This window comes from Streptomyces sp. NPDC034049, from assembly GCF_055575575.1.
Genome location: NZ_JBVISJ010000018.1, coordinates 1 through 18,595, shown reverse-complemented (window position 1 = coordinate 18,595; position 18,595 = coordinate 1). Strand labels below are relative to the sequence as shown.

At 71.4% G+C, this 18,595-nt stretch carries 16 protein-coding genes and 2 pseudogenes; 12 read left to right on the top strand and 6 right to left on the bottom strand.

The window, feature by feature from the left end; translation table 11 throughout:
* Positions 1-383 precede the first annotated feature (383 nt).
* Both ACZ52C_RS35980 and ACZ52C_RS35975 read left to right on the top strand, forming a co-directional pair.
* Positions 384-1,295 (top strand): alpha/beta fold hydrolase, encoded by a 912-nt coding sequence (locus tag ACZ52C_RS35980; protein WP_469078737.1) that lies wholly within the window; start codon positions 384-386, stop codon positions 1,293-1,295.
* Positions 1,296-1,403: 108 nt separating this feature from the next.
* Positions 1,404-2,522, top strand: coding sequence for an IS701 family transposase (locus tag ACZ52C_RS35975; RefSeq protein ID WP_469078736.1), 1,119 nt, complete (start codon positions 1,404-1,406; stop codon positions 2,520-2,522).
* Here ACZ52C_RS35975 and ACZ52C_RS35970 read toward each other — a convergent pair.
* Positions 2,474-4,489: a helix-turn-helix domain-containing protein gene (locus tag ACZ52C_RS35970; protein WP_469078735.1), complete on the bottom strand. Its 2,016-nt coding sequence runs from the start codon at positions 4,487-4,489 to the stop codon at positions 2,474-2,476. The two genes, ACZ52C_RS35975 and ACZ52C_RS35970, sit on opposite strands and share 49 nt — an antisense overlap.
* Here ACZ52C_RS35970 and ACZ52C_RS35965 point away from each other — a divergent pair.
* Positions 4,465-5,061: pseudogene (locus tag ACZ52C_RS35965) on the top strand (50S ribosomal protein L11 methyltransferase); the annotation flags it as partial. The gene ACZ52C_RS35970 and the pseudogene ACZ52C_RS35965 sit on opposite strands and share 25 nt — an antisense overlap.
* Before the next feature lie 57 nt (positions 5,062-5,118).
* Here the strand turns inward: ACZ52C_RS35965 and ACZ52C_RS35960 are convergent.
* The 5 genes and pseudogenes from ACZ52C_RS35960 to ACZ52C_RS35940 all read right to left on the bottom strand — a co-directional run.
* Positions 5,119-5,496, bottom strand: a pseudogene (locus ACZ52C_RS35960) (PfkB family carbohydrate kinase); the annotation flags it as partial.
* A complete protein-coding gene (metF, locus tag ACZ52C_RS35955; RefSeq protein WP_469078843.1) occupies positions 5,421-6,440 on the bottom strand; it encodes a methylenetetrahydrofolate reductase [NAD(P)H] in 1,020 nt (339 codons plus the stop codon). The gene metF and the pseudogene ACZ52C_RS35960, both read right to left, overlap by 76 nt.
* Before the next feature lie 29 nt (positions 6,441-6,469).
* On the bottom strand, positions 6,470-7,702 hold the full coding sequence (gene metK, locus ACZ52C_RS35950) for a methionine adenosyltransferase (RefSeq protein ID WP_469078734.1): 1,233 nt from the start codon (positions 7,700-7,702) through the stop codon (positions 6,470-6,472).
* A 53-nt stretch (positions 7,703-7,755) separates the two neighbouring features.
* The gene (locus tag ACZ52C_RS35945; RefSeq protein WP_469078733.1) at positions 7,756-9,270 is read right to left on the bottom strand and encodes an MFS transporter; all 1,515 of its coding nucleotides are present in this window, start codon (positions 9,268-9,270) and stop codon (positions 7,756-7,758) included.
* 93 nt (positions 9,271-9,363) lie between these two features.
* Positions 9,364-10,236 (bottom strand): AfsR/SARP family transcriptional regulator, encoded by an 873-nt coding sequence (locus ACZ52C_RS35940; protein ID WP_469078732.1) that lies wholly within the window; start codon positions 10,234-10,236, stop codon positions 9,364-9,366.
* Between the two features lie 218 nt (positions 10,237-10,454).
* Here ACZ52C_RS35940 and ACZ52C_RS35935 point away from each other — a divergent pair, with 218 nt between their 5' ends.
* The 9 genes from ACZ52C_RS35935 to cysD form a co-directional block, all read left to right on the top strand.
* Entirely contained in the window at positions 10,455-11,141 is a 687-nt protein-coding gene (locus ACZ52C_RS35935) for an HAD-IA family hydrolase (protein WP_469078731.1), read from the top strand.
* A gap of 69 nt (positions 11,142-11,210) precedes the next feature.
* Positions 11,211-12,449: a transaldolase family protein gene (locus ACZ52C_RS35930; RefSeq protein WP_469078730.1), complete on the top strand. Its 1,239-nt coding sequence runs from the start codon at positions 11,211-11,213 to the stop codon at positions 12,447-12,449.
* A 29-nt stretch (positions 12,450-12,478) separates the two neighbouring features.
* Positions 12,479-13,231 (top strand): sulfotransferase-like domain-containing protein, encoded by a 753-nt coding sequence (locus ACZ52C_RS35925; RefSeq protein ID WP_469078729.1) that lies wholly within the window; start codon positions 12,479-12,481, stop codon positions 13,229-13,231.
* Positions 13,228-13,959 (top strand): SDR family NAD(P)-dependent oxidoreductase, encoded by a 732-nt coding sequence (locus ACZ52C_RS35920; protein ID WP_469078728.1) that lies wholly within the window; start codon positions 13,228-13,230, stop codon positions 13,957-13,959. The genes ACZ52C_RS35925 and ACZ52C_RS35920 overlap by 4 nt, the downstream gene beginning before the upstream one ends.
* A 19-nt stretch (positions 13,960-13,978) precedes the next feature.
* Entirely contained in the window at positions 13,979-15,145 is a 1,167-nt protein-coding gene (locus tag ACZ52C_RS35915; protein ID WP_469078727.1) for a hypothetical protein, read from the top strand.
* A 60-nt stretch (positions 15,146-15,205) separates the two neighbouring features.
* On the top strand, positions 15,206-15,967 hold the full coding sequence (locus tag ACZ52C_RS35910; protein WP_469078726.1) for a class I SAM-dependent methyltransferase: 762 nt from the start codon (positions 15,206-15,208) through the stop codon (positions 15,965-15,967).
* Between the two features lie 58 nt (positions 15,968-16,025).
* Positions 16,026-17,357 (top strand): MFS transporter, encoded by a 1,332-nt coding sequence (locus tag ACZ52C_RS35905; protein ID WP_469078725.1) that lies wholly within the window; start codon positions 16,026-16,028, stop codon positions 17,355-17,357.
* A complete protein-coding gene (gene cysC / locus ACZ52C_RS35900) occupies positions 17,350-17,943 on the top strand; it encodes an adenylyl-sulfate kinase (RefSeq protein WP_469078724.1) in 594 nt (197 codons plus the stop codon). Before ACZ52C_RS35905 ends, cysC begins: the two co-directional genes overlap by 8 nt.
* Positions 17,940-18,595: sulfate adenylyltransferase subunit CysD (gene cysD, locus ACZ52C_RS35895; RefSeq protein WP_469078723.1), on the top strand; the 656-nt coding region annotated here is incomplete at its 3' end. The genes cysC and cysD, both read left to right, overlap by 4 nt.

The following is an 18,595-nucleotide window of genomic DNA, read 5'->3' as shown; positions in this document are numbered from 1 at the left end:
CCGCGCGCCTGCCTCGCACCGGGACCCCGGGGCGGGGGCGGTCGTGCGAGTGGTGGGAACGCGGCGGTGAGACGGAGAGGGAAGTCCGTGGCGACGTGCCGCACGGGCGATGTCCTCCACGGCACACCAGACTTCCCGTGCCCCGGTGCCCGGGACGAGGTGCGAGGGACACACCCCTGCGGCCCGGTCGTGGTGGTCCCGTCACCACCCCGACCCGACGCGGGACGCGGCGGGTGCCCGTACCGGACGACCGGACGGTGACCGGACCACCGCCCCGTGGCCGCGCGGCACGGCCGTCGTCCCGGTGAGAGACTGTGCGCGACGCGCCGGCACCGGACTTCTCCGGTCGCCCATGCCCGATGCGGGCGGGAAGGAAAGGACCGTTGCACGACTGGGAACTGCCCGAGGTCTTCGCGAGCGGATCGGGGACGGTCCGGTGGAACCGCCTGGGGCCGCGCGACGGTGAGCCCGTCGTGCTGCTGCACGGCACCCCGTTCTCCTCGTACGTGTGGCGGGAGATCGCCTCCGCGCTCGCCGACCGGGGTCACCGGGTGTACGTCTGGGACATGCCCGGCTACGGCGTCTCCGAGAAGACGCGGGGCCAGGACGTGTCCCTCGCGGCACAGGGCGAGGTCTTCGCCGAACTGATGGCGCACTGGCGGCTGTCGGAGCCGTCCGTGGTCGCCCACGACTTCGGTGGCTGTGTCTCCCTGCGGGCCCATCTGCTGCACGGCGTCCCCTACCGGCGCCTTGCCCTCGTCGACCCGGTGGCCCTCGCGCCGTGGGGTTCGCCGTTCTTCCGGCTGGTCGGCGAGTACGCGCACGTCTTCGAGCAGCTGCCGCCCGCGCTGCACGGGGCGCTCGTCCGTGAGTACATCGCCTCCGCGAGCCACGCGGGGCTGCGCCCCGAGGCGGCCGAGGCCCTCGCCGGACCCTGGACGGACGGGACGGGGCAGGCGGCGTTCTACCGGCAGATCGCCCAGGCCGACCAGCGCCACACCGACGAGATCCAGGGCCTGTACCGGGACATCGCCATCCCCGTCACCGTGTGCTGGGGCGAGGAGGACTCCTGGATCCCCGTCGCCAAGGCCCACGAACTGGCGTCACTGATCCCCGGCGCGCGGCTGCGGATCGTCCCCGGCGCGGGCCATCTGGTGCCGCTGGACGCGACCGTGCCGCTGCTCGACGCGCTCGTCGCCTTCCTCGCCGAGGACGACCCGGGCGAGCAGACCCCGGGCGAGCAGACCCCGGGTGGTGGCCCGGCCACCGCCTCGCCGTCCGATAGGCGCGGTTGACGGGCCCTTGACCGGTGCCGGGTGGTGGCCCGGTCACCACGGGCGGCCGGCAGTGGTGTGTTCCTCCCACCTCGTCCTCGGCGCCGGGGACGAGAAGTCTGGTGTGCCATGGAAGACATCGCCACCCAGCTGTGCGCAGTCCTGTTCACCGAGTTCCGCCGCTACGACCAGCGCATCCGGGCACGGCAGTACGTCGACGGGCTGCTGAGCGCCGACGGACGCAAGTCCGTCGCCAACATCGCGTCGGCCGTCGGAGCGCCCCGCGACACCCAGCGGCTGCACCACTTCGTCAGCAGCTCGCGGTGGGAGTGGACCGCGCTGAGCCGGGCCCTCACCGGTTTCCTGGAGACGACGGGACCCGCGTCCGCCTGGGTGCTGAAACCGGTGTCGATCCGCAAGACCGGCGAACACAGTGTGGGGGTGGGCCGGCACTTCTCGCCCGACACCCGTCAGCTCGTGCACGGCCAGCAGGCGTACGGGATGTGGTTCGCCTCCCCACGGGTGACGGCGCCGGTCGGCTGGCGCCTGCGGTTGACCGGCCGGTGGCGCGACGACGCGGCGCCGGAGGCCGGTCCGCTCGGCGGTGCCGCCGGACTCCTGGACGACGTGCGCCGCTGGGGCGATCCGCTGCGGCCCGCGCTGCTCGACATGCGCGGCGACCCCGAGGAGGAGCGTCTCGTGGCACGGCAGTTGGGGGAGGGACATCCGCTCGTGCTGCGGATCGGCGAAGGGGTGAGGGTCGCGGCGGACGGTCCGGCGCCGGGAGGGTGCGGCCGGCGCGTCGCCCCCGCGCACCGGGTCCTCGACAGGGCGCTGCGGCTGCGGCCCGTCCGGCCGGTCACGGGGGCCGGTCGGCCGGCGACGTGGTTCGTGACCGCCCGGGTGCGCCTGGCCGGGCAGGGGCCGGACAGCGGCCCGCTCACCGCCCTCGGTGTCTGGCACGATCCGCGCCGGCCGCCCTCGCAGACGTGGCTGACCAATGTGCGCGGCCTCTCCGGGCCGGCGTTCCTGAACCTCACCCGGCTCACCCGAAGCGTCGAGCAGGGCTGGCGCACCCGAGGCGAGGCGGTGGGGCTGCGGGACTTCGAGGGCCGGTCGCTGGAGGGCTGGCACCGCCACATGGCCCTGGCGTCCTGCGCGTACGCGATCTCCGCGCTGAGGTCGGTGGACGCCGCCGGTCAGTCGGTGTACGGGGAGGGAGCGGAGGTGTGCGGGCTGTCGGCCTGAGCGGAGGGCTCCGCCGTCCGTCCGGTCCGCCGCTGGTGACGCAGCACGTGGTTCGTCCGGTGGAGCCGCAGGGCCAGCTGCACGTCGAGCGCCTTGGCCGGCTTCGACCAGTCCGCGCCGAGGAGTTCGGCCACCCGCTCCAGGCGCCGGGAGACCGTGTTGGGGTGCACGTGCAGCAGTTCCGCCGCGTTGGTCGGGCTGCCGCCCGCGGCGAAGAACGCGTCCAGCGTTCTCGTCAGATCCGTCAGCCGCTGTGCGTCGTAGTCGAGCACGGGCCCGATCGTCGCGTCGACGAAGGCGGCCACGTCGCGGTCGTCCGAGAGCAGCACACCGAGAAAGCCCAGGTCCGCCGCCGACGCGCTGGCCCCCACGTTGCCGAGCGCGACGAGCGCCTCCATGCAGCGCATGGCCTCCTGATGGGCCTTGCGCACCCGGCCCAGGCCCCGGACCGGTCCGCCCGCGCCCACGGTGGCCGGCTGCCCCAGCAGACCGTCCAGCTGCTCGGATACCGAGCGGGCGAACGCCCCCGCGCCCCAGTCGGGGTCGGGTGCGGCCGACATCGGCAGCAGCAGGGAGACACATCCGCTCTGGATGCTGCGGAGCCCGCCCACGCGATGCGCGTACGAGGCCGCCCAGCTGGCGGCGCGGCCCGCGGTGCCGCCCTCCGGGCGCACCACCACCACGACGAACGACTGTTCGTGCGCGATGCCCAGCCGGCTCGCCCGCAGTTCGAGCTGCTTGAGCGGCCGGCGCTCCAGGGCCAGGAGGTCGTCGAACAGCTCGTCGCGGAAGGGGCTCGCCGCTGTCGCCTCGCTGCGCTGCACCTGGAGCAGCACGGCGACGGCCTGTGCCGCCAGGCGCATACGGCGTATCCCGGCGTCGTTCAGCGGCCGCCGCGGGTGCAGCAGCAGGACCGCGAGTTCCTCGCCGCCCGCCATGACCGGCGCGGCCCACACACCCGCTCCGCCGCCGTTCGCGCGCCGGGCTCCGAGGGCGGCGGCGGCCTGGACGGCGGCCCGTACCTCGTCCTCGTCGATCTCGGGCATCGTGCCGACGGCCGCGAGAGAGCGGTGTTCCATGTCCCGGACGAGTACGGAGCCGCCCAGGACCTCGGCCACCTCGGTGGCCAAGGTCTGCAGACCGCCGCCCGCGAGCGCGAGGTCGACCAGTCTGCTGTGCGTCTCTCCGAGGCGGCGGACGTCGGTGAGGCCGGCGACGTCCGCGTGACTGCGCTCCAGGGCGCGGGTCTTGTCTATGGCCACGGCCGCCAGGCCGCCGAGCGAACTCATCAGGGCGACGTCGTTGACGCTGAAGTGGCGTACGTTGCGGTCGGCCGCGTACAGCACGCCGAAGGTGTTGCCGCCGACCGACAGGGGAGCGGCGATGATCGCCCGGATCCCCTCCGCGCGCACCACCTCGTCGAGGACGCCGGTGTGCCGGAAGCTGTCGTCGGAGAGGTAGTCGGGGGTCCAGATGGGGACGCCCTTCTCGGTGGCCGCCCGGCCGAGACCCGACTCGTCGGGCACCCGGTAGCCGACGGTGAGGGCGGAGGCGTGTCCGTCCGCGCTCTGCACGAAACTCCCGTTCCCGTCGTCGTCATGGAAGCTTATGTATGACATATCCATGCCAAGCAGACTGCGGGTGCGCCGGGTGATGGTCTCCATGAGGGTGTCCAGCTCGTAGGGCAGCGTCAGATCCCGTGCCGTGTCGACCAGCGCGGACAGCTCCGCCTCCCGCTGCTGACGGCGGGCGAACAGCGAGTGCACCTGGAGCGCCAGGCTCTCGGCCCGCTCCAGCCGCAGGACGGCCTCACGGTCCGGCCTCGGGTCGCGGCGGCCGAAATCCCGCACGAGGTCCCGAACCCGGGCGGGAGGGGCCTCCGCCGCGAGGAGTTCGAGGACACAGAGCATGTGCGCGGCCTCGTCCGGTCGTCCGTCTTCGGATGTCGGTAACTCGTCTGCGCTCACGCACTCCCCCAACCGCACCGGATCCGCCTGTTCTGCCCACGGCGGTGTGCCTGCCGTACCGGCTGAGGCCGCCCCCGCGCACTCGCACGCCTGCCCCGCATGTGGCGCGCCCAACCCTGTGGCCGTGCCACCACCGAGGCGGCCGGGGCTGTCGCTCGATCACCTTCCGGGGCGCGGGCCCCATCGAGAAGGGTGTGGGGGAGACCGGCTCGCCGGAACACCCCACACCTCGCCTGGAGGCCTCGATGTCGGACGTCCGCAGTCACCTCAAGTCCCTCGAACGCAGCCGCCGCTCGCTGACCCGGCCGGACCGGCCCCGGGAGTTCACCCTCCTCGGCCGACGCTGGGACCTGCTCGGCGAGGTCTTCGCCCCCCTCTACTCGCCCTCGACCCGCATCGGCGCCGAGTTCCTCGGGCTGACCGGCACCGCCGCGCACCGGCCGCCCGCCTCCCTGCTGGAGATCGGCTGCGGCGCCGGCGTCATCGCCGTCCAGGCGGCACTCGCCGGCTGGGGCCGCGTCGTCGCGACGGACATCAACGAGCGGGCCGTGGAGAACACCCGCCTCAACGCGGAACGGCACCAGGTCACCGACCGGGTCACCGCGCTGCACAGCGACCTGTTCTCGGCCCTCGGAGGCCTCGGCCATCGCCCCCGCGTAGAACGAGGCGATCTGGTTCTGGTCCGTGTCGGTCGTGCACATGAAGCGCGCGGTCTGGCGCGTGTCCGACACATGGACGTGACCGGTGTCGACGCCGTGCTCCCTGAGCCGGATCCCGTACTCGTCGAAGTCGGCCCCCACCGCGCCGACGAGAAGAGGCGTCAGTCCGAGCACACCCAGACCGAACGCGATGTTGGCGGCGGCTCCGCCCCGGCGCACGTCGAGATCGTCGACGAGGAAGGAGAGCGACACCCGGTCGAGCCGGCCTTCGATCAACTGGTCGGCGAACCTCCCGGGAAAGGTGGCCAGATGGTCGGTGGCGATGGAACCTGTGACGGCGATGCGCATCGTGTCGCTCTCCAGCCGTACTCGGGGGCGGGTGGTCGATGGGCGACCCGGGCGGGCTCGACGTTCCGGTGGATCTCCAGGGCCGCGGTGGACTTGTTGAGGGTGATGTAGTGCAGGCCCGGCGCACCCTCGTCCAGCAGTCGTGAGGCCATCGCGGTGGCGTACGTGACCCCGATGCGGTGGCCCTCGGCGGGGTCGCCGCGGGCGGCCTCCAGACGGTGGGCGAGGTCCTCGGGGAAGGCGGCATCGCTGAGCGCGGCGAAGCGGCGGATCTGCCGGACGTCGGTGGCGGGCATGATCTCCGGGACGACCGGTATGTGGCAGCCCGCCGCCGTGAGGCGGTCCCGCAGACGCAGGTAGTCGTCGACGTGGAAGAACATCTGCGTGATCGCGTAGTCGGCGCCGGCCCGGCACTTGGCGACGAAGTGCCGGATGTCGCTCTCCCAGTCGGGGGAGCGGGGATGACGCTCGGGGAAGGCGGCCACGCCGACCGAGAAGTCCCCCAGGGAGCGCACCAGTTCGACGAGTTGACAGGCGTGACGCAGGCCCTGGGGGTGGGGCACCCAGGGACCGCGCGGATCTCCGGGCGGGTCACCACGCAGGACCAGGACGTCCCGCACGCCGGCGTCCGCGTACTGGCCGACGATGCGCCGCAGTTCGGCGACCGAGTGCCCGACGGCCGTCAGATGCGCGACCGGCCGCAGCGTGGTCTCGGCGGCGATCCGCCCGGTGACCTCGACGGTCCGTCGGCGGGACGAGCCGCCGGCGCCGTAGGTGACGGAGACGAACGCCGGCGACAGCGCCTCGACGCGGCGGATCGCCTCCCACAGGGTGCGGGCGCCCGCGTCGGTCTTCGGGGGGAAGAACTCGAAGGAGAAGCTGGGTCGTTCGCGGTCGGCCGGGGCACCCGGGAGACGCGGGCCCGCTGTCCCGCTCCTCTCCAGGGTGCCCACCGCGGGCCACGTCGCGCCGGTCACCGCGCGGGGAGGGCGTGGCGCCGGAGTTCGGCGGCGCGGTCGGTGCGTTCCCAGGTGAAGTCCGGGTGCGTACGGCCGAAGTGCCCGTACGTCGCCGTCCGGGAGTAGATCGGGCGCAGCAGGTCGAGGTCGCGGACGAGGGCGGCCGGGCGGAGGTCGAAGACCTCGGTGATGGCGTGTTCTATGAGTCCGGTGTCGACGGTGTGGGTGCCGAAGGTCTCCACGAACAGACCGACCGGCCGGGCCTTGCCGATGGCGTAGGCGACCTGGACCTCGCAACGTCGCGCCAGACCGGCCGCGACGACGTTCTTCGCCACCCAGCGCATCGCGTACGCCGCCGAACGGTCCACCTTGGAGGGGTCCTTGCCGGAGAAGGCGCCGCCGCCGTGGCGGGCCATGCCCCCGTACGTGTCGATGATGATCTTCCGCCCGGTCAGCCCCGCGTCCCCCATGGGGCCGCCGATCTCGAAACGGCCGGTCGGGTTCACCAGCAGCCGGTAGCCCTCGGTGTCCAGCTTGACGCCGTCGTCGGCGAGGCCGGCGAGGACGTGTTCCACGACGTGCTCCCGCAGGTCGGGGGCGAGCAGGGTGTCCAGGTCGATGTCGCGCGCGTGCTGCGAGGAGACGACGACGGTGTCCAGGCGGACCGGCCGGTCCCCGTCGTACTCGACGGTGACCTGAGTCTTGCCGTCCGGACGGAGGAAGGGCATCGTCCCGTCCTTCCTGACGTCGGCCAGCCGCCGCGACAGCCGGTGCGCGAGATGGATCGGCAGCGGCATCGACTCGGGTGTCTCGTCGGTCGCGTAGCCGAACATCAGGCCCTGGTCGCCCGCGCCCTGCGCGTCGAGCAGGCCGTCGTCGTCCGCGCCTCCGGCGCCGCCTCCGACGCGTTTCTCGTACGCCGTGTCCACACCCCGGGCGATGTCCGGCGACTGCGAACCGATCGACACCGACACCCCGCACGAGGCCCCGTCGAAGCCCTTCGCCGACGAGTCGTAGCCGATCTGGAGGATCTTCTCGCGCACGATCGCGGCGATCGGGGCGTACGCCCGGGTGGTCACCTCGCCCGCCACATGGACGTGACCCGTGGTGATCAGTGTCTCCACGGCGACGCGCGACAGGGGGTCCTCGCGCAGCAGCGCGTCCAGGACGGCGTCGCTGATCTGGTCGGCGATCTTGTCGGGGTGGCCTTCGGTGACCGACTCCGACGTGAACAGACGGCGGGACATGGGCTCTCCTTCGGCAGCTGGTGCGGGAGTCGCGCAGGGGGTCGGGCGGAGCTTCAGACGGGCTGGTTCTCCTCGCTCGGGTCGCGGGGCGGCATGTCGTACGGCGCACTCGACCTCGACAGCGACAGGCCGCTGGTCTCCGGCGCCCAGGCCACCGACACCAGCGCACCCACCAGGGAGAGGGCACAGCCGCAGAGCACCACGGCGCTCACTCCCCACTCCTCCAGCCCGAGGGGGACGAGGAAGGTGCCGACCGCGCCGCCGACGCGGCTGGTGGCGGCGGCGAAACCGATGCCGGTGGCCCGGATCTCGGTGGGGAAGACCTCGCTGGGGTAGACCGCCTGGAGCGTGCTGGACGCCGCGTGGAACAGCGCGAAGACGGCGAAGCATCCGGCGATCGCCCACTGCGGGCCGTGCGGCCACAGGCCCAGCGCCAGCAGGGCCGCGGCGGTCACGAGGAACGGGTGGACGAGCAGGGGCCGGCGGCCGACGCGGTCCATCAGCAGGACGCCGCTCACACAGCCGAGCAGCAGGAAGAGGTTGAGCGCCACCTCGCCGGTGCCGTCGTCCCCCGCGCCGAGAGAGGCCAGCACCTGTGGGGCGAAGGTGGAGATGGCGAAGAACGGGGTGATCTGGCAGAGCCAGAAGAGGCTGGTGAACGCGGTCATCCGCCGGTAGGGGCGGGCGAACAGCGCCGCGAGGCCGGTGTGCGCGGCCGATGTCCGGGCGGCCCCGGCCGGGGCCGCCTGCGTCTGATCGGCCGGCGTCCGGTGCGCCCCTGCCCCGTCGTGGTCCGTCCTGTGCAGGTCCGTTCCATGGTGGTCCGTCCCAGGGTGGCCCGTGCCGTCGTGGCGTGTGTCGTCGTGCGGCGTACCGAGCCATCGCCGGCTGATCGCGTCGGCCTCGGCGTACCGGCCCTTGCTCGCCAGCCAGTGCGGTGACTCGGGGGTCCCCAGCCGTGCGACCAGCACGACGAGCGAGGGTACGGCGCTGCTGGCGAGGATCCAGCGCCAGACGGTCGGATCGGTGCTCCAGGACGCGAGGGTCATGCCGACGGCCGCCGCGAGCGTGTAGCCGACGTACCAGAACGCGATGAGCGAGGCCAGCAGCCGCCCCCGCCGCTCGGGCGGGGCGAACTCCGCGACGAGCGCCCCGGCGATGGCGTAGTCGGCGCCCACGGCGACACCCATGAGCAGCCGGACGGCGAAAAGCTGGAGTGCGTTGTCGACGGCGAGTTGGAGCACCGAGCCCACGAGGAAGACCAGCAGGTCGAAGAGGTACATCTTCTGGCGTCCGAACCTGTCGGTGAGCCGGCCGAAGACGATCCCCCCGAAGAAGATGCCGACCAGGGTGGCGGCGCCGATGAGCCCGGTCTGCAGCGAGGTGAGCGCGAGGTCGGCACGGGCGAGCGGCAGGGCGGTGCCCACGACGCCGAGGATCCACCCGTCGCACACCTCGCCGCCTCCGGCGCAGACCGCGACACGGGTCTGGAAGCGGTGGACGCGGCGTTCCTCGGGGGTGGTCCGGGCGGTCGGGGCGGTGGAGGCACGGGGACGGGCGGCCGGCATCGCTGACTCTTCTCTCGTGGGTGCGTCGGCTCTCTCGTGGGTGGACCGGCTCCTTCGCGGACGCGTCGGCGGCTGTGGTGCCAGTGGCCGGTGTCAGCGGCTGGCGACGAGATCCAGGGAGAGCCGCAGGTTCTGCGGGGGCCGCACGTCCAGCTCCGCGTTCTCGGTGAGCACGGCGGTCTGCAGCTCGCGCAGCTTGTGCGACGGCCCGATGCCCAACTCGTCGGCGAGATGGCGGCTCAGCAGGTGGAAGACCTCAAGGGCGTGCGCGGTGCGCCCGCACCGGTAGAGGGCGATCATGTACTGGGCGTGCAGGTTCTCGTGCAGCGGATACCGGGAGACGAGCAGCCCCAGCTCGGACAGCAACTGGTGGTGCAGACCGAGCCGCAACTCGGCGTCCAGGCACTGTTCGAGGACCGTCATCCTGATGCCTTCGAGGCGGGCGACCTGTGCCTGGAGGTGCGGGCCGGCCTGGACGTCGACGAGGGTGCGGCCGCGCCACAGCCCGAGCGCCGAGCGCAGGCAGGTCGCGAGGAGCACGTCGTCGTCGAAGGCCTGGGCGCGGCGGGCCTGCGCCAGATGACCCTCCAGCGCGTGCAGGTCCAGGCAGCCCTGCGGCACGCGCAGCACATAGCCCTGGTAGCACGTGGCGAGGACGCGCTTGGCGGCCTGCGCGGACCCCACCGACGGCCACGCCGCGAGGGCCCGGCGCAGTTGGAAGACCCGGGTGTGCACGCTCTGCACCGCGCTGCGCGGCGAGTCGTCCCCCCACAGCTCCTGGACGCAGGTGTCGAGCGAGACCTGGTCCCCCGCGTGCAGGAGCAGCAGCGCGAGCAGCTGGCGCGTCTTGGGTGCGGACGGCAACCGGTCCCCGGTCTCGTACGGACCCTCGCCCGACGCGACGCGGGCCGGGGTGCGCACCGTCGAATCCGTCACGGAAAGTGGGCCGAGAACTCCGAACTCCATAGGAATTCCTCTCGTGTCGAAGTCTCCGGTGCTCCCGAACGTAACTCGGACACCACAGCGGCTCCACTTTCCGGATCGAATCACCCAGGACTCTGTCAACCGCGCCCGTTTTCACCCTCTTTGGTCGGCCTGATCTCCGTGATATCCGACGAGGAGTGAATCGTGAGGCGGCCGTGGTGCCCTGGGATTCGTCCGCATCTCGACGAAAGGCCCTGGCCGTGGAAAAGAGTCTGGTCGTCTTCGACTGCGACGGCGTGCTGGTGGACAGCGAGAAGCTCGGCGCACAGGCCGTGCTGGAGATGGCGGCGGAGGAGGGCATCGTGCTCACACCGGCCGCCGCGCTCGCCTTCATCCGGGGCCGCAAGGTCGCCACCTGGGTCTCCGAGCTCGAAGCGCGGCTCGGCAGGCCGCTGGCGCCCGATTTCGTACCCGAGTTCCGCCGGCGGTCGGCCGCCCTGTTCACCGCCGCCCTGCGGCCGGTTCCCCATGTGCCGCGGATGCTCGACGAGCTGACCCTGCCGTTCTGCACGGCCTCCAGCGCACCCCGCGACAAGATCGAGCACACGCTCGGACTGACCGGCCTGCTGCCACGGTTCAGGGGCCGCATCTACAGCGCGTACGAGGTCGGCGCGTGGAAGCCGGACCCCGGCCTGTTCCTGCACGCCGCGCGTGATCTGGGCGTCCCTGCCGACCGGTGCGTCGTCGTCGAGGACAGTCTCGTCGGTGTGCGGGCCGCGGTCGCCGCCGGCATGGCCGTGTATGGCTACGCGCCGCCCGAGAACGGCACGGCCGCCGCTCTCGCCGCGGCCGGCGCGGTCACCTTCGAGTCGATGGCCGCGCTTCCCGCTCTGCTCACGACGGGGCCTGCGGGGCGGCCCGTGAGCGGTTCGATATCGGCTCGCTAGAACGGCCTGCTTCCGTATGTGTGCCGTCTTTCCCCGGATTCGGGGATCAGACCGGAAGGTACTCCTCACATGCCCATCGTTCTCGAAGAACTGCAGCGCGTCAGCCCGGCCGCCGAAATCTGGTGGGACTCCTCACCCCTCGATTTCCCCCGGTGGCGCAGGCATTTCCTCAACGACGCGCCGGACCAGGAATCGCACCGCCGCTGGAGCCGGCAACTCGACCGTTTTCTCTGTCCGGAGGAACCCGACGCCTCGCTGGTCCGCGGCATAACGACCAACCCGTCACTGGTGGCGAAGAGCATTCTCGCCTCGCCCGAGACATGGCGGGCGGAGATCCGGGAAACCATCCGGAGCCAGCGCCTCCCCGACGTGGAGAGCACCTTCCGTCTCGTGTACGAGGAGGCGCTGCGCCGAGCGGCGGCGCGGATGCTGCCGATGTGGGAGGAGAGCGGGGGCCGGTTCGGCTGGGTCTCCGGTCAGCTCGATCCCCGGCTGATGTTCAACGCCGACCTGATGCTCGAACAGGCCCTGCGGATCGCCCGGATAGCCCCGAACCTGATGGTGAAGGTGCCCGGATCCGCGGCCGGGTACGAGGTGATCCGGCAGCTCGTGGCCCGCGGCACATCCGTCAACAACACACTCTCGTACACCGTTCCGCAGTTCCTCGCCTGCGCCGAGGCCGTCGAGTCCGGGCTCGCCGAGGCGCGCCGCCGGGGCGTCGCGACCGATCGGTGGCGTGCCGTCTTCACGCACATGACCGGGCGGTTCGGCGCCAACACCGATCTGCGCTGCGAGGCCGCCATCCGCGGCATGGACCTCACCCCGAGCGAGATCCGCTGGGCCGAGGTCGCCATCCTCAAGCGCGTCCACCGCCGTATCGCCGAGCACGGCCACCCGGTGAAGCTGCTGCTGTCCAGCCTGGAGGTCGAGGATCCGGCAGCGGGTTCCGGGGCGCTGAGCATGCATCTGGAGGAGAGCGCGGGCGGAGCGATCGCCTACACCTGCAAGCCCCGGTTCGTGGCCGATGTGATGCGCCGCGACCACGAGCTGCCGGCCTTCGCCGCCGACGCCATCGAGCGCGAGGTCCCGGCCCGGGTGTTGGAGAAGCTGATGTGGCTCCCCTCCTTCCACCGGGCCTACGACCCGCAGGGCATGGGCGTGGACGAGTTCGCGCACTACGGCTCCTTCATCGAGACCTATGCCGAAGTCCTCGGCAACACAAGGAAGTTGCTCGACTTCATCGCCCACCAGCTGCAGACGATGTCCGACTCCGCGCGGCCGCTGCTGCTGTCCGCAAGCACCCGCTGACCACGGCCCCGAGGAGAGTGAGGCCCCCCATGCACCCGTCCGTCGCGCTGTGGAGTCATCCCAGGTCGATGTCGACGGCGCTCGAACGGTCCTTCATCGAGCGTGGCGACTTCAAGGTCTTCCACGAGGAGTTCGCCTACGTCTTCTTCATGCACGAGGAACGCGCCGCGATCCCCCACAAGAACCCCCAGCCGGGCCACCCGCTCACCTACCCCGACATCAAGCGGGCGATGGAGGAGGCACGGCGACACCAGCCCGTGTTCCACAAGGACTTCCCCTACCACTGCCTGGACCATCTGCTGGCCGACCCCGCGTACCTGCGGGGCCAGGTGAACACCTTCCTGATCCGGGACCCGGAGGAAGCGGTCCTCTCGCACGCCAACGTCCACCCCGACGTCACCCGTGACGTACTCGGCTACGAGGAACTCGCCCGGCTCTTCGACCACGTGAGCGAACTGACGGGCACCCCGCCGCTCGTCCTCAACGCCTCGGACCTGGCCGCCCGGCCGGCGGAGACCATCGCCGCCTACTGCGAGGCGATCGGTGTGCCCTTCCTGCCCGAGGCCCTCAACTGGTCGGCGGGGGAGCGGCCGGAGTGGACCACCTGGAGCGGATGGCACACCGACGTCTCGGCGAGCAGCGGAATCCGGGCCCCGCGGCGCGACTACCGGTTCGGCTACGCCGACATGCCGCACCTGCGGGAGTTCGTGCGCCACTGCGAGCCCTTCTACCGACACCTGGACCAGTTCCGGCTCCGGCCGGCGAAGGAGGTGGCGCTGTGAGCGCCGGCACCGTGATCGTCACCGGCGGAGCCGGTGGGGTGGGCCGGGCCCTGGTGGGCCGCCTGCTCGACGAGGGCAGGACGGTCGTCACCTGCGACATCGACGAGTCCGGACTGAAGTCCCTGGCCGACGAACACCACGGCCGGCCACTTCAGACGCACGTCCGTGACATCGCCTCGCACGAGGACTGCGACGCCTTCATGGACGCGGTCGTCGCGGCCCACCCGGACGTCGACGGACTCGTCAACAACGCCGGTCTCTACCTCGGACAACCGGTGCAGGAGTACGACGACGAGACGATCGACCGGGTCATCGGCGTCAACATCAAGGGCCCGGTGTGGCTCTCGCGGCGCTTCGCCGCCCACCTCCTGCCCGCCGAGCGGCGGGGCGCGATCGTGAACCTGGCCTCGGTCGCCGGAGAGGTGGGCAGCTCCGACGCCCTGTACGGAACGGTCAAGGCGGGCGTCATCGGGCTCACCAAGTCCAACGCCATGAACTTCGCCCCGTACATCAGGGTCAACGTGGTCTCGCCCGGACTGATCGTCCGTACGGCCATCGCGGACCGTATCCCCGACCACCGGTACGCCGAGTACAAGCGGCAGGAGCTGCTCGACGGCGACATCCACCCCGAGTACGTCGCCGATGTCTGCGCCTACCTGCTGAGCGACCGGTCGCGGACCCTGACCGGCGCCCTGCTGCGCGCCGACAACGGCTCCTACCCGCGCTGAGGCGAGAAAGGAGAAGACGGTGAGCCGACACTCCCGCACCCGGGGCACGACCCGCGACCCCGCGCAGAAGCCCCTCATCATGCTCGTCGGCATGGGCGACCTCTCGGCCAAGGTCCTCAGCATGCTGCTCGCCGACCCGGCGACCGACCGGGTCGTGCTGGCGGGGCGAGACACCGAGACCATCCGCAGGCGGGGCAACCTCGCCCTGTTCACCGCGACGAACCTGGGCCGGCACGGCAGCGTCGACACCGTGCACATGGACCTGAGGGACGTCGACGCCACGGCCGAGACCCTCGCCCGGGTGCGACCGGACATCGTGTTCATGGGCGGCTCCCTCCAGTCGTGGCGGGTCATCACCCAACTGCCCAGGCAGACCTTCGAGGAGCTGGACGAAGCCCAGTTCGGGCCCTGGCTGCCCATGCATCTGACGCTCAACCACCTGCTGATGCGGGCGGTTCGGGAGTCCGCCGTCGAGACGCGGGTGGTGAACGCCGCCTTCCCGGACGCCGTGGGACCCGTGCTCGACAAGGTCGGCCTCGCTCCCACCATCGGCGTGGGGAACGTCGCCAACATCGTGCCCGCCCTCACGCACGGGGCCGCCCATCTCCTGGACGCCCACCCGGCCGACGTGGAGGTGCGGCTGGTGGCCCAGCACTACTTCAGTCACTACGTCCCCCGGTTCGGCGACGCGGGCAGGGGCGCCTACCACCTGGAGGTGCGCGTCGACGGCGGCACCCCCGCCGGGATCGACCACCACGCGCTGTTCGCCCAGCTCGACCACCGGCTCAAGCGGCTGGGCGGCATCGACGGCCAACTCCTCACCGCGTCCTCCGCCGTGCGGGTCCTGCACGGCATGGCGACGGACAGCGGTGCCCTCGCGCATGCCCCGGCACCCGGCGGGCTCCCCGGCGGCTACCCGGTGCGCGTGCACCGGGACGGCGGGACGCTCGACCTGCCCCTCGGGCTCACCCGGGAGGAGGCCGTCCGGCTCAACGAGGACTGCCAACGGGCGGACGGCATCGACCGCATCGACGACGACGCGACCGTGCACTTCGCCGAGGCGGAGATGTCCGTCATGAAGCGGCTGCTCGGCTACGACTGTCCCAGCATGAAGCTCGGGGACTGCGCCGACTGGGCCGACGAACTGGGCCGCAAGTACGCCGCCTTCGCCGACAAGTTCCGCTGAACCCGCCACCGGGGCGGCGATCGACCCCCCTCACACCGACGGACGACCGGGGAGACACGCATGACCACCGACACCGCCCCCTCGGCGGACGACTTCGCGGGCCAGTACGTCCGCACCCTCGTCGACCACTGGGACGACCTGATCGACTGGGACCGCCGCGAGGAGTCCGAACAGGGCTTCTTCGCGGACCTCCTCGCGGAGGCCGGGGCCCGTCGGGTCCTGGACGTCGCGACCGGCACCGGGTACCACGCCGTCACCCTCGCGCGGGCCGGCTTCGACGTCACCGCGGTCGACGGCAGCGCGGAGATGATCGAGCGCACCCGCGTCAACGCCGCCCGCCACGGACAGTCCTTCCCCGTCGTCCGGTCGGACTGGCGACGGCTGCGGGAGAACATCGACGGCCGCTACGACGCGATCGTCTGTCTCGGGAGCTCCTTCCCCCATCTCTTCCGGGAGTCCGAGCGCCGAGCGGTCCTCGCCGAGTTCCACGAGGCGTTGAACCCCGGCGGGGTGCTCGTCGTCGACCACCGCAACTTCGACGCCATCCGCCGCCACCGGTACCGCAGCAGCGGCAACTACTACTACTGCGGAACGGGCGCCTCGGTCTCGGTCGCGCACATCGACGACCGACTGTGCCGCTTCCGGTACGAGTTCCCCGGTGGCGACACCCACCATCTGGAGGTGTACCCGATCCTGTCCGCCGAGCTGTCGGACCTGCTCGTGGACTCCGGGTTCGCGGCGGTCGAGGAATTCGGCGACTTCGACCGGAACTACGACGCCGACGCCACCGATTTCATCATCCACGTCGCCAGGAAGCCCTGACACGACCGGCCCACACCGCGGTCGGACAGGTTCGGACAGGTAGAGAAAGGCAGCGGTTGTGGCAACCGAGACATCGCCACCGACACCACGCTCGCGACTGGTCGCGGCGTTCGTCATCACGGCGCTCCTGACCAGTTTCGTGGCGGCCACCTACGGATTCGGGTTCTATCTCTTCGCGCAGATCGTCACGGACATGCGCAAGGACCTCGGGTTCGGCTACACCGTGGTCGGCACGGTCACGGCGTCCGGCCAGCTCGGATTCCTGCTGTTCGCGCTGCTCGGCACCTGGCTCTCCACCCGCGTGGGCGGCGGCCAGGTCACCATCGGCTCGGCCGCCCTGTGCGGCCTGTGCCTGGTGCTCATCCCGCTCACGGACAGCATCGTCGTCATCGGCGTGCTGCTGACGATCATGGGCGGTACGGCGGCCTCCGTCTATGTGCCGCTGGTCGAGATCGTCGGCAGGACCATCGACTACGAACACCGCGGCAAGGTGCTGGGCCTGATCTCCAGCGGCACCAGCTACGGCGTCTTCGTCAACAGTCTCCTGGTCCCCTCCTTCGTCGGCGGGGGCAACTGGCGCGGCCTCTGGTACTGCGTCGGGCTCGGCACCCTGACCTCCACCGCGATCGCGGCCTACGCCTTCCACCGGCTGGGGCTGTTCCGCGCCGAACAGGTCGCCGAGCGGGTCGCCGAGCGGGCCGGGGACGGACAGGACCCCGGCACCGGGACCACGGACCGCGACGACAGCGCGCGGGCCGGCTGGCGCATGGTGCTCGTCCGGTGGGTCGTCATCGTCTGGGTGATGAAGTTCCTCAACGGGTTCGCCTGCATGCCGTTCCAGAACTACCTCTCGCCCTACCTGCGCGAGGGACTCGGCTTCGACATCGGGTTCGCGGCACAGGTGTGGGGCGTCATCGGCGTCATCGGCATGTTCGCGGGATTCGCCGTCGGCTGGCTCTCCGACCGGATCGGCGTACGCACCTCACTGGTCCTGTGCTACGGCATGTTCTTCGTCTCGGCGGTCCTGCTCGTGCTGGCGCCGATCGGCTACCTCCCCATGGTCTCCGGAGTCCTCTTCGCCCTCGCGTTCTATCCCATCTACGGGCTCGTCCCCGCCTATGTGTCGAAGACCGCCTCCGGAGCCGCCGCGACCGTCATCTTCGGTGTCACGAACGTGACGCAGGGGCTCGGCGGGATCGTCGGGAACTACACTGCGGGCTTCCTCAAGTCATGGACCGGGGACTTCACCTGGTACTACGTGGTGATCGCCGTGACCACCCTGGTCCTGGGCGCGCTGACCCTCCAGCTCCCCCGCGAGGGGTCACCCGAGAGCGCCATCGGCCGCACCGGCCCGCCGCCCACCAGCGACAAGGACCTCTCCCATGCCTAGCGGTACGACGAAGAGCGACGCCCGGACCACCCCGGAGGTCTACTGCACCTGCCGGCCGGGAGCGACGATCTGGCTGACCGGTCTGCCGAGCGCCGGCAAGACGACGATCGCCCGCGAACTGGCACGGCTGCTGCGCGCCGACAGCCGCCGGGTGGAAGTGCTGGACGGTGACGAGATCCGCCGCTTCCTCTCCGCCGGCCTCGGCTTCTCCCGCGCGGACCGCGACACCAACGTGCAGCGCATCGGCCTGGTCGCCGAGGTCCTCGCCCGTAACGGGGTGGTGGCGCTGGTGCCGGTGATCGCGCCGTACGCCGACAGCCGCGAGGCGGTCCGCAAGCGCCACGCGGCGAGCGGTGCCGCCTATGTCGAGGTGCATGTGGCGACGCCGGTCGAGGTGTGCTCCGTACGCGATGTGAAGGGGCTGTACGCCCGGCAGGCCGCGGGGGAGATCTCCGGGCTCACCGGCGTCGACGACCCGTACGAGGAACCGGAGTCGCCCGATCTCCGGATCGAGTCGCAGCACCAGTCCGTGGGGGAGTCCGCGAAAGCGCTGTACGCGCTGCTCACCGAGAGGGGCCTGGCATGACGACCGTCACCCGAGTCTTCGACACGACCGACAGTCCGTACACGCTGTCGCACCTGGACGCGCTGGAGTCCGAGGCCGTCCACATCTTCCGCGAGGTGGCGGGTGAGTTCGAGCGGCCGGTGATCCTCTTCTCCGGCGGCAAGGACTCCATCGTCATGCTGCACCTGGCGCTGAAGGCGTTCGCGCCCGCCGCGATCCCGTTCTCCCTGCTGCACGTGGACACCGGACACAACTTCCCCGAGGTGCTGGAGTACCGCGACCGCACGGTGGCCCGCCACGGACTGCGGCTGCATGTGGCCTCCGTGCAGGACTACATCGACCGGGGTGTACTGCGCGAGCGTCCCGACGGGACCCGCAACCCCCTCCAGACGGTGCCGTTGACGGAGACGATCCAACGCGAGCGCTTCGACGCCGTCTTCGGCGGTGGCCGCCGGGACGAGGAGAAGGCCCGCGCCAAGGAGCGGGTGTTCTCGCTGCGGGACGAGTTCTCCCAGTGGGACCCGCGCCGCCAGCGCCCCGAACTGTGGAACCTCTACAACGGCCGCCACACACCGGGTGAGCACGTGCGGGTCTTCCCGCTCTCCAACTGGACCGAGCTGGACGTCTGGCAGTACATCGCCCGCGAGGGCATCGAGCTGCCGGAGATCTACTT

Bases quoted from the DNA above. Each gene is read 5' to 3' on its own strand.
- ACZ52C_RS35975 (WP_469078736.1), top strand. From the start codon at position 1,404: ATGGAAGACATCGCCACCCAGCTGTGCGCAGTCCTGTTCACCGAGTTC.
- metK (WP_469078734.1), bottom strand. From the start codon at position 7,702: ATGTCCCGCCGTCTGTTCACGTCGGAGTCGGTCACCGAAGGCCACCCC.
- ACZ52C_RS35945 (WP_469078733.1), bottom strand. From the start codon at position 9,270: ATGCCGGCCGCCCGTCCCCGTGCCTCCACCGCCCCGACCGCCCGGACC.
- ACZ52C_RS35940 (WP_469078732.1), bottom strand. From the start codon at position 10,236: ATGGAGTTCGGAGTTCTCGGCCCACTTTCCGTGACGGATTCGACGGTG.
- ACZ52C_RS35930 (WP_469078730.1), top strand. From the start codon at position 11,211: ATGCCCATCGTTCTCGAAGAACTGCAGCGCGTCAGCCCGGCCGCCGAA.
- ACZ52C_RS35925 (WP_469078729.1), top strand. From the start codon at position 12,479: ATGCACCCGTCCGTCGCGCTGTGGAGTCATCCCAGGTCGATGTCGACG.
- ACZ52C_RS35910 (WP_469078726.1), top strand. From the start codon at position 15,206: ATGACCACCGACACCGCCCCCTCGGCGGACGACTTCGCGGGCCAGTAC.
- cysC (WP_469078724.1), top strand. From the start codon at position 17,350: ATGCCTAGCGGTACGACGAAGAGCGACGCCCGGACCACCCCGGAGGTC.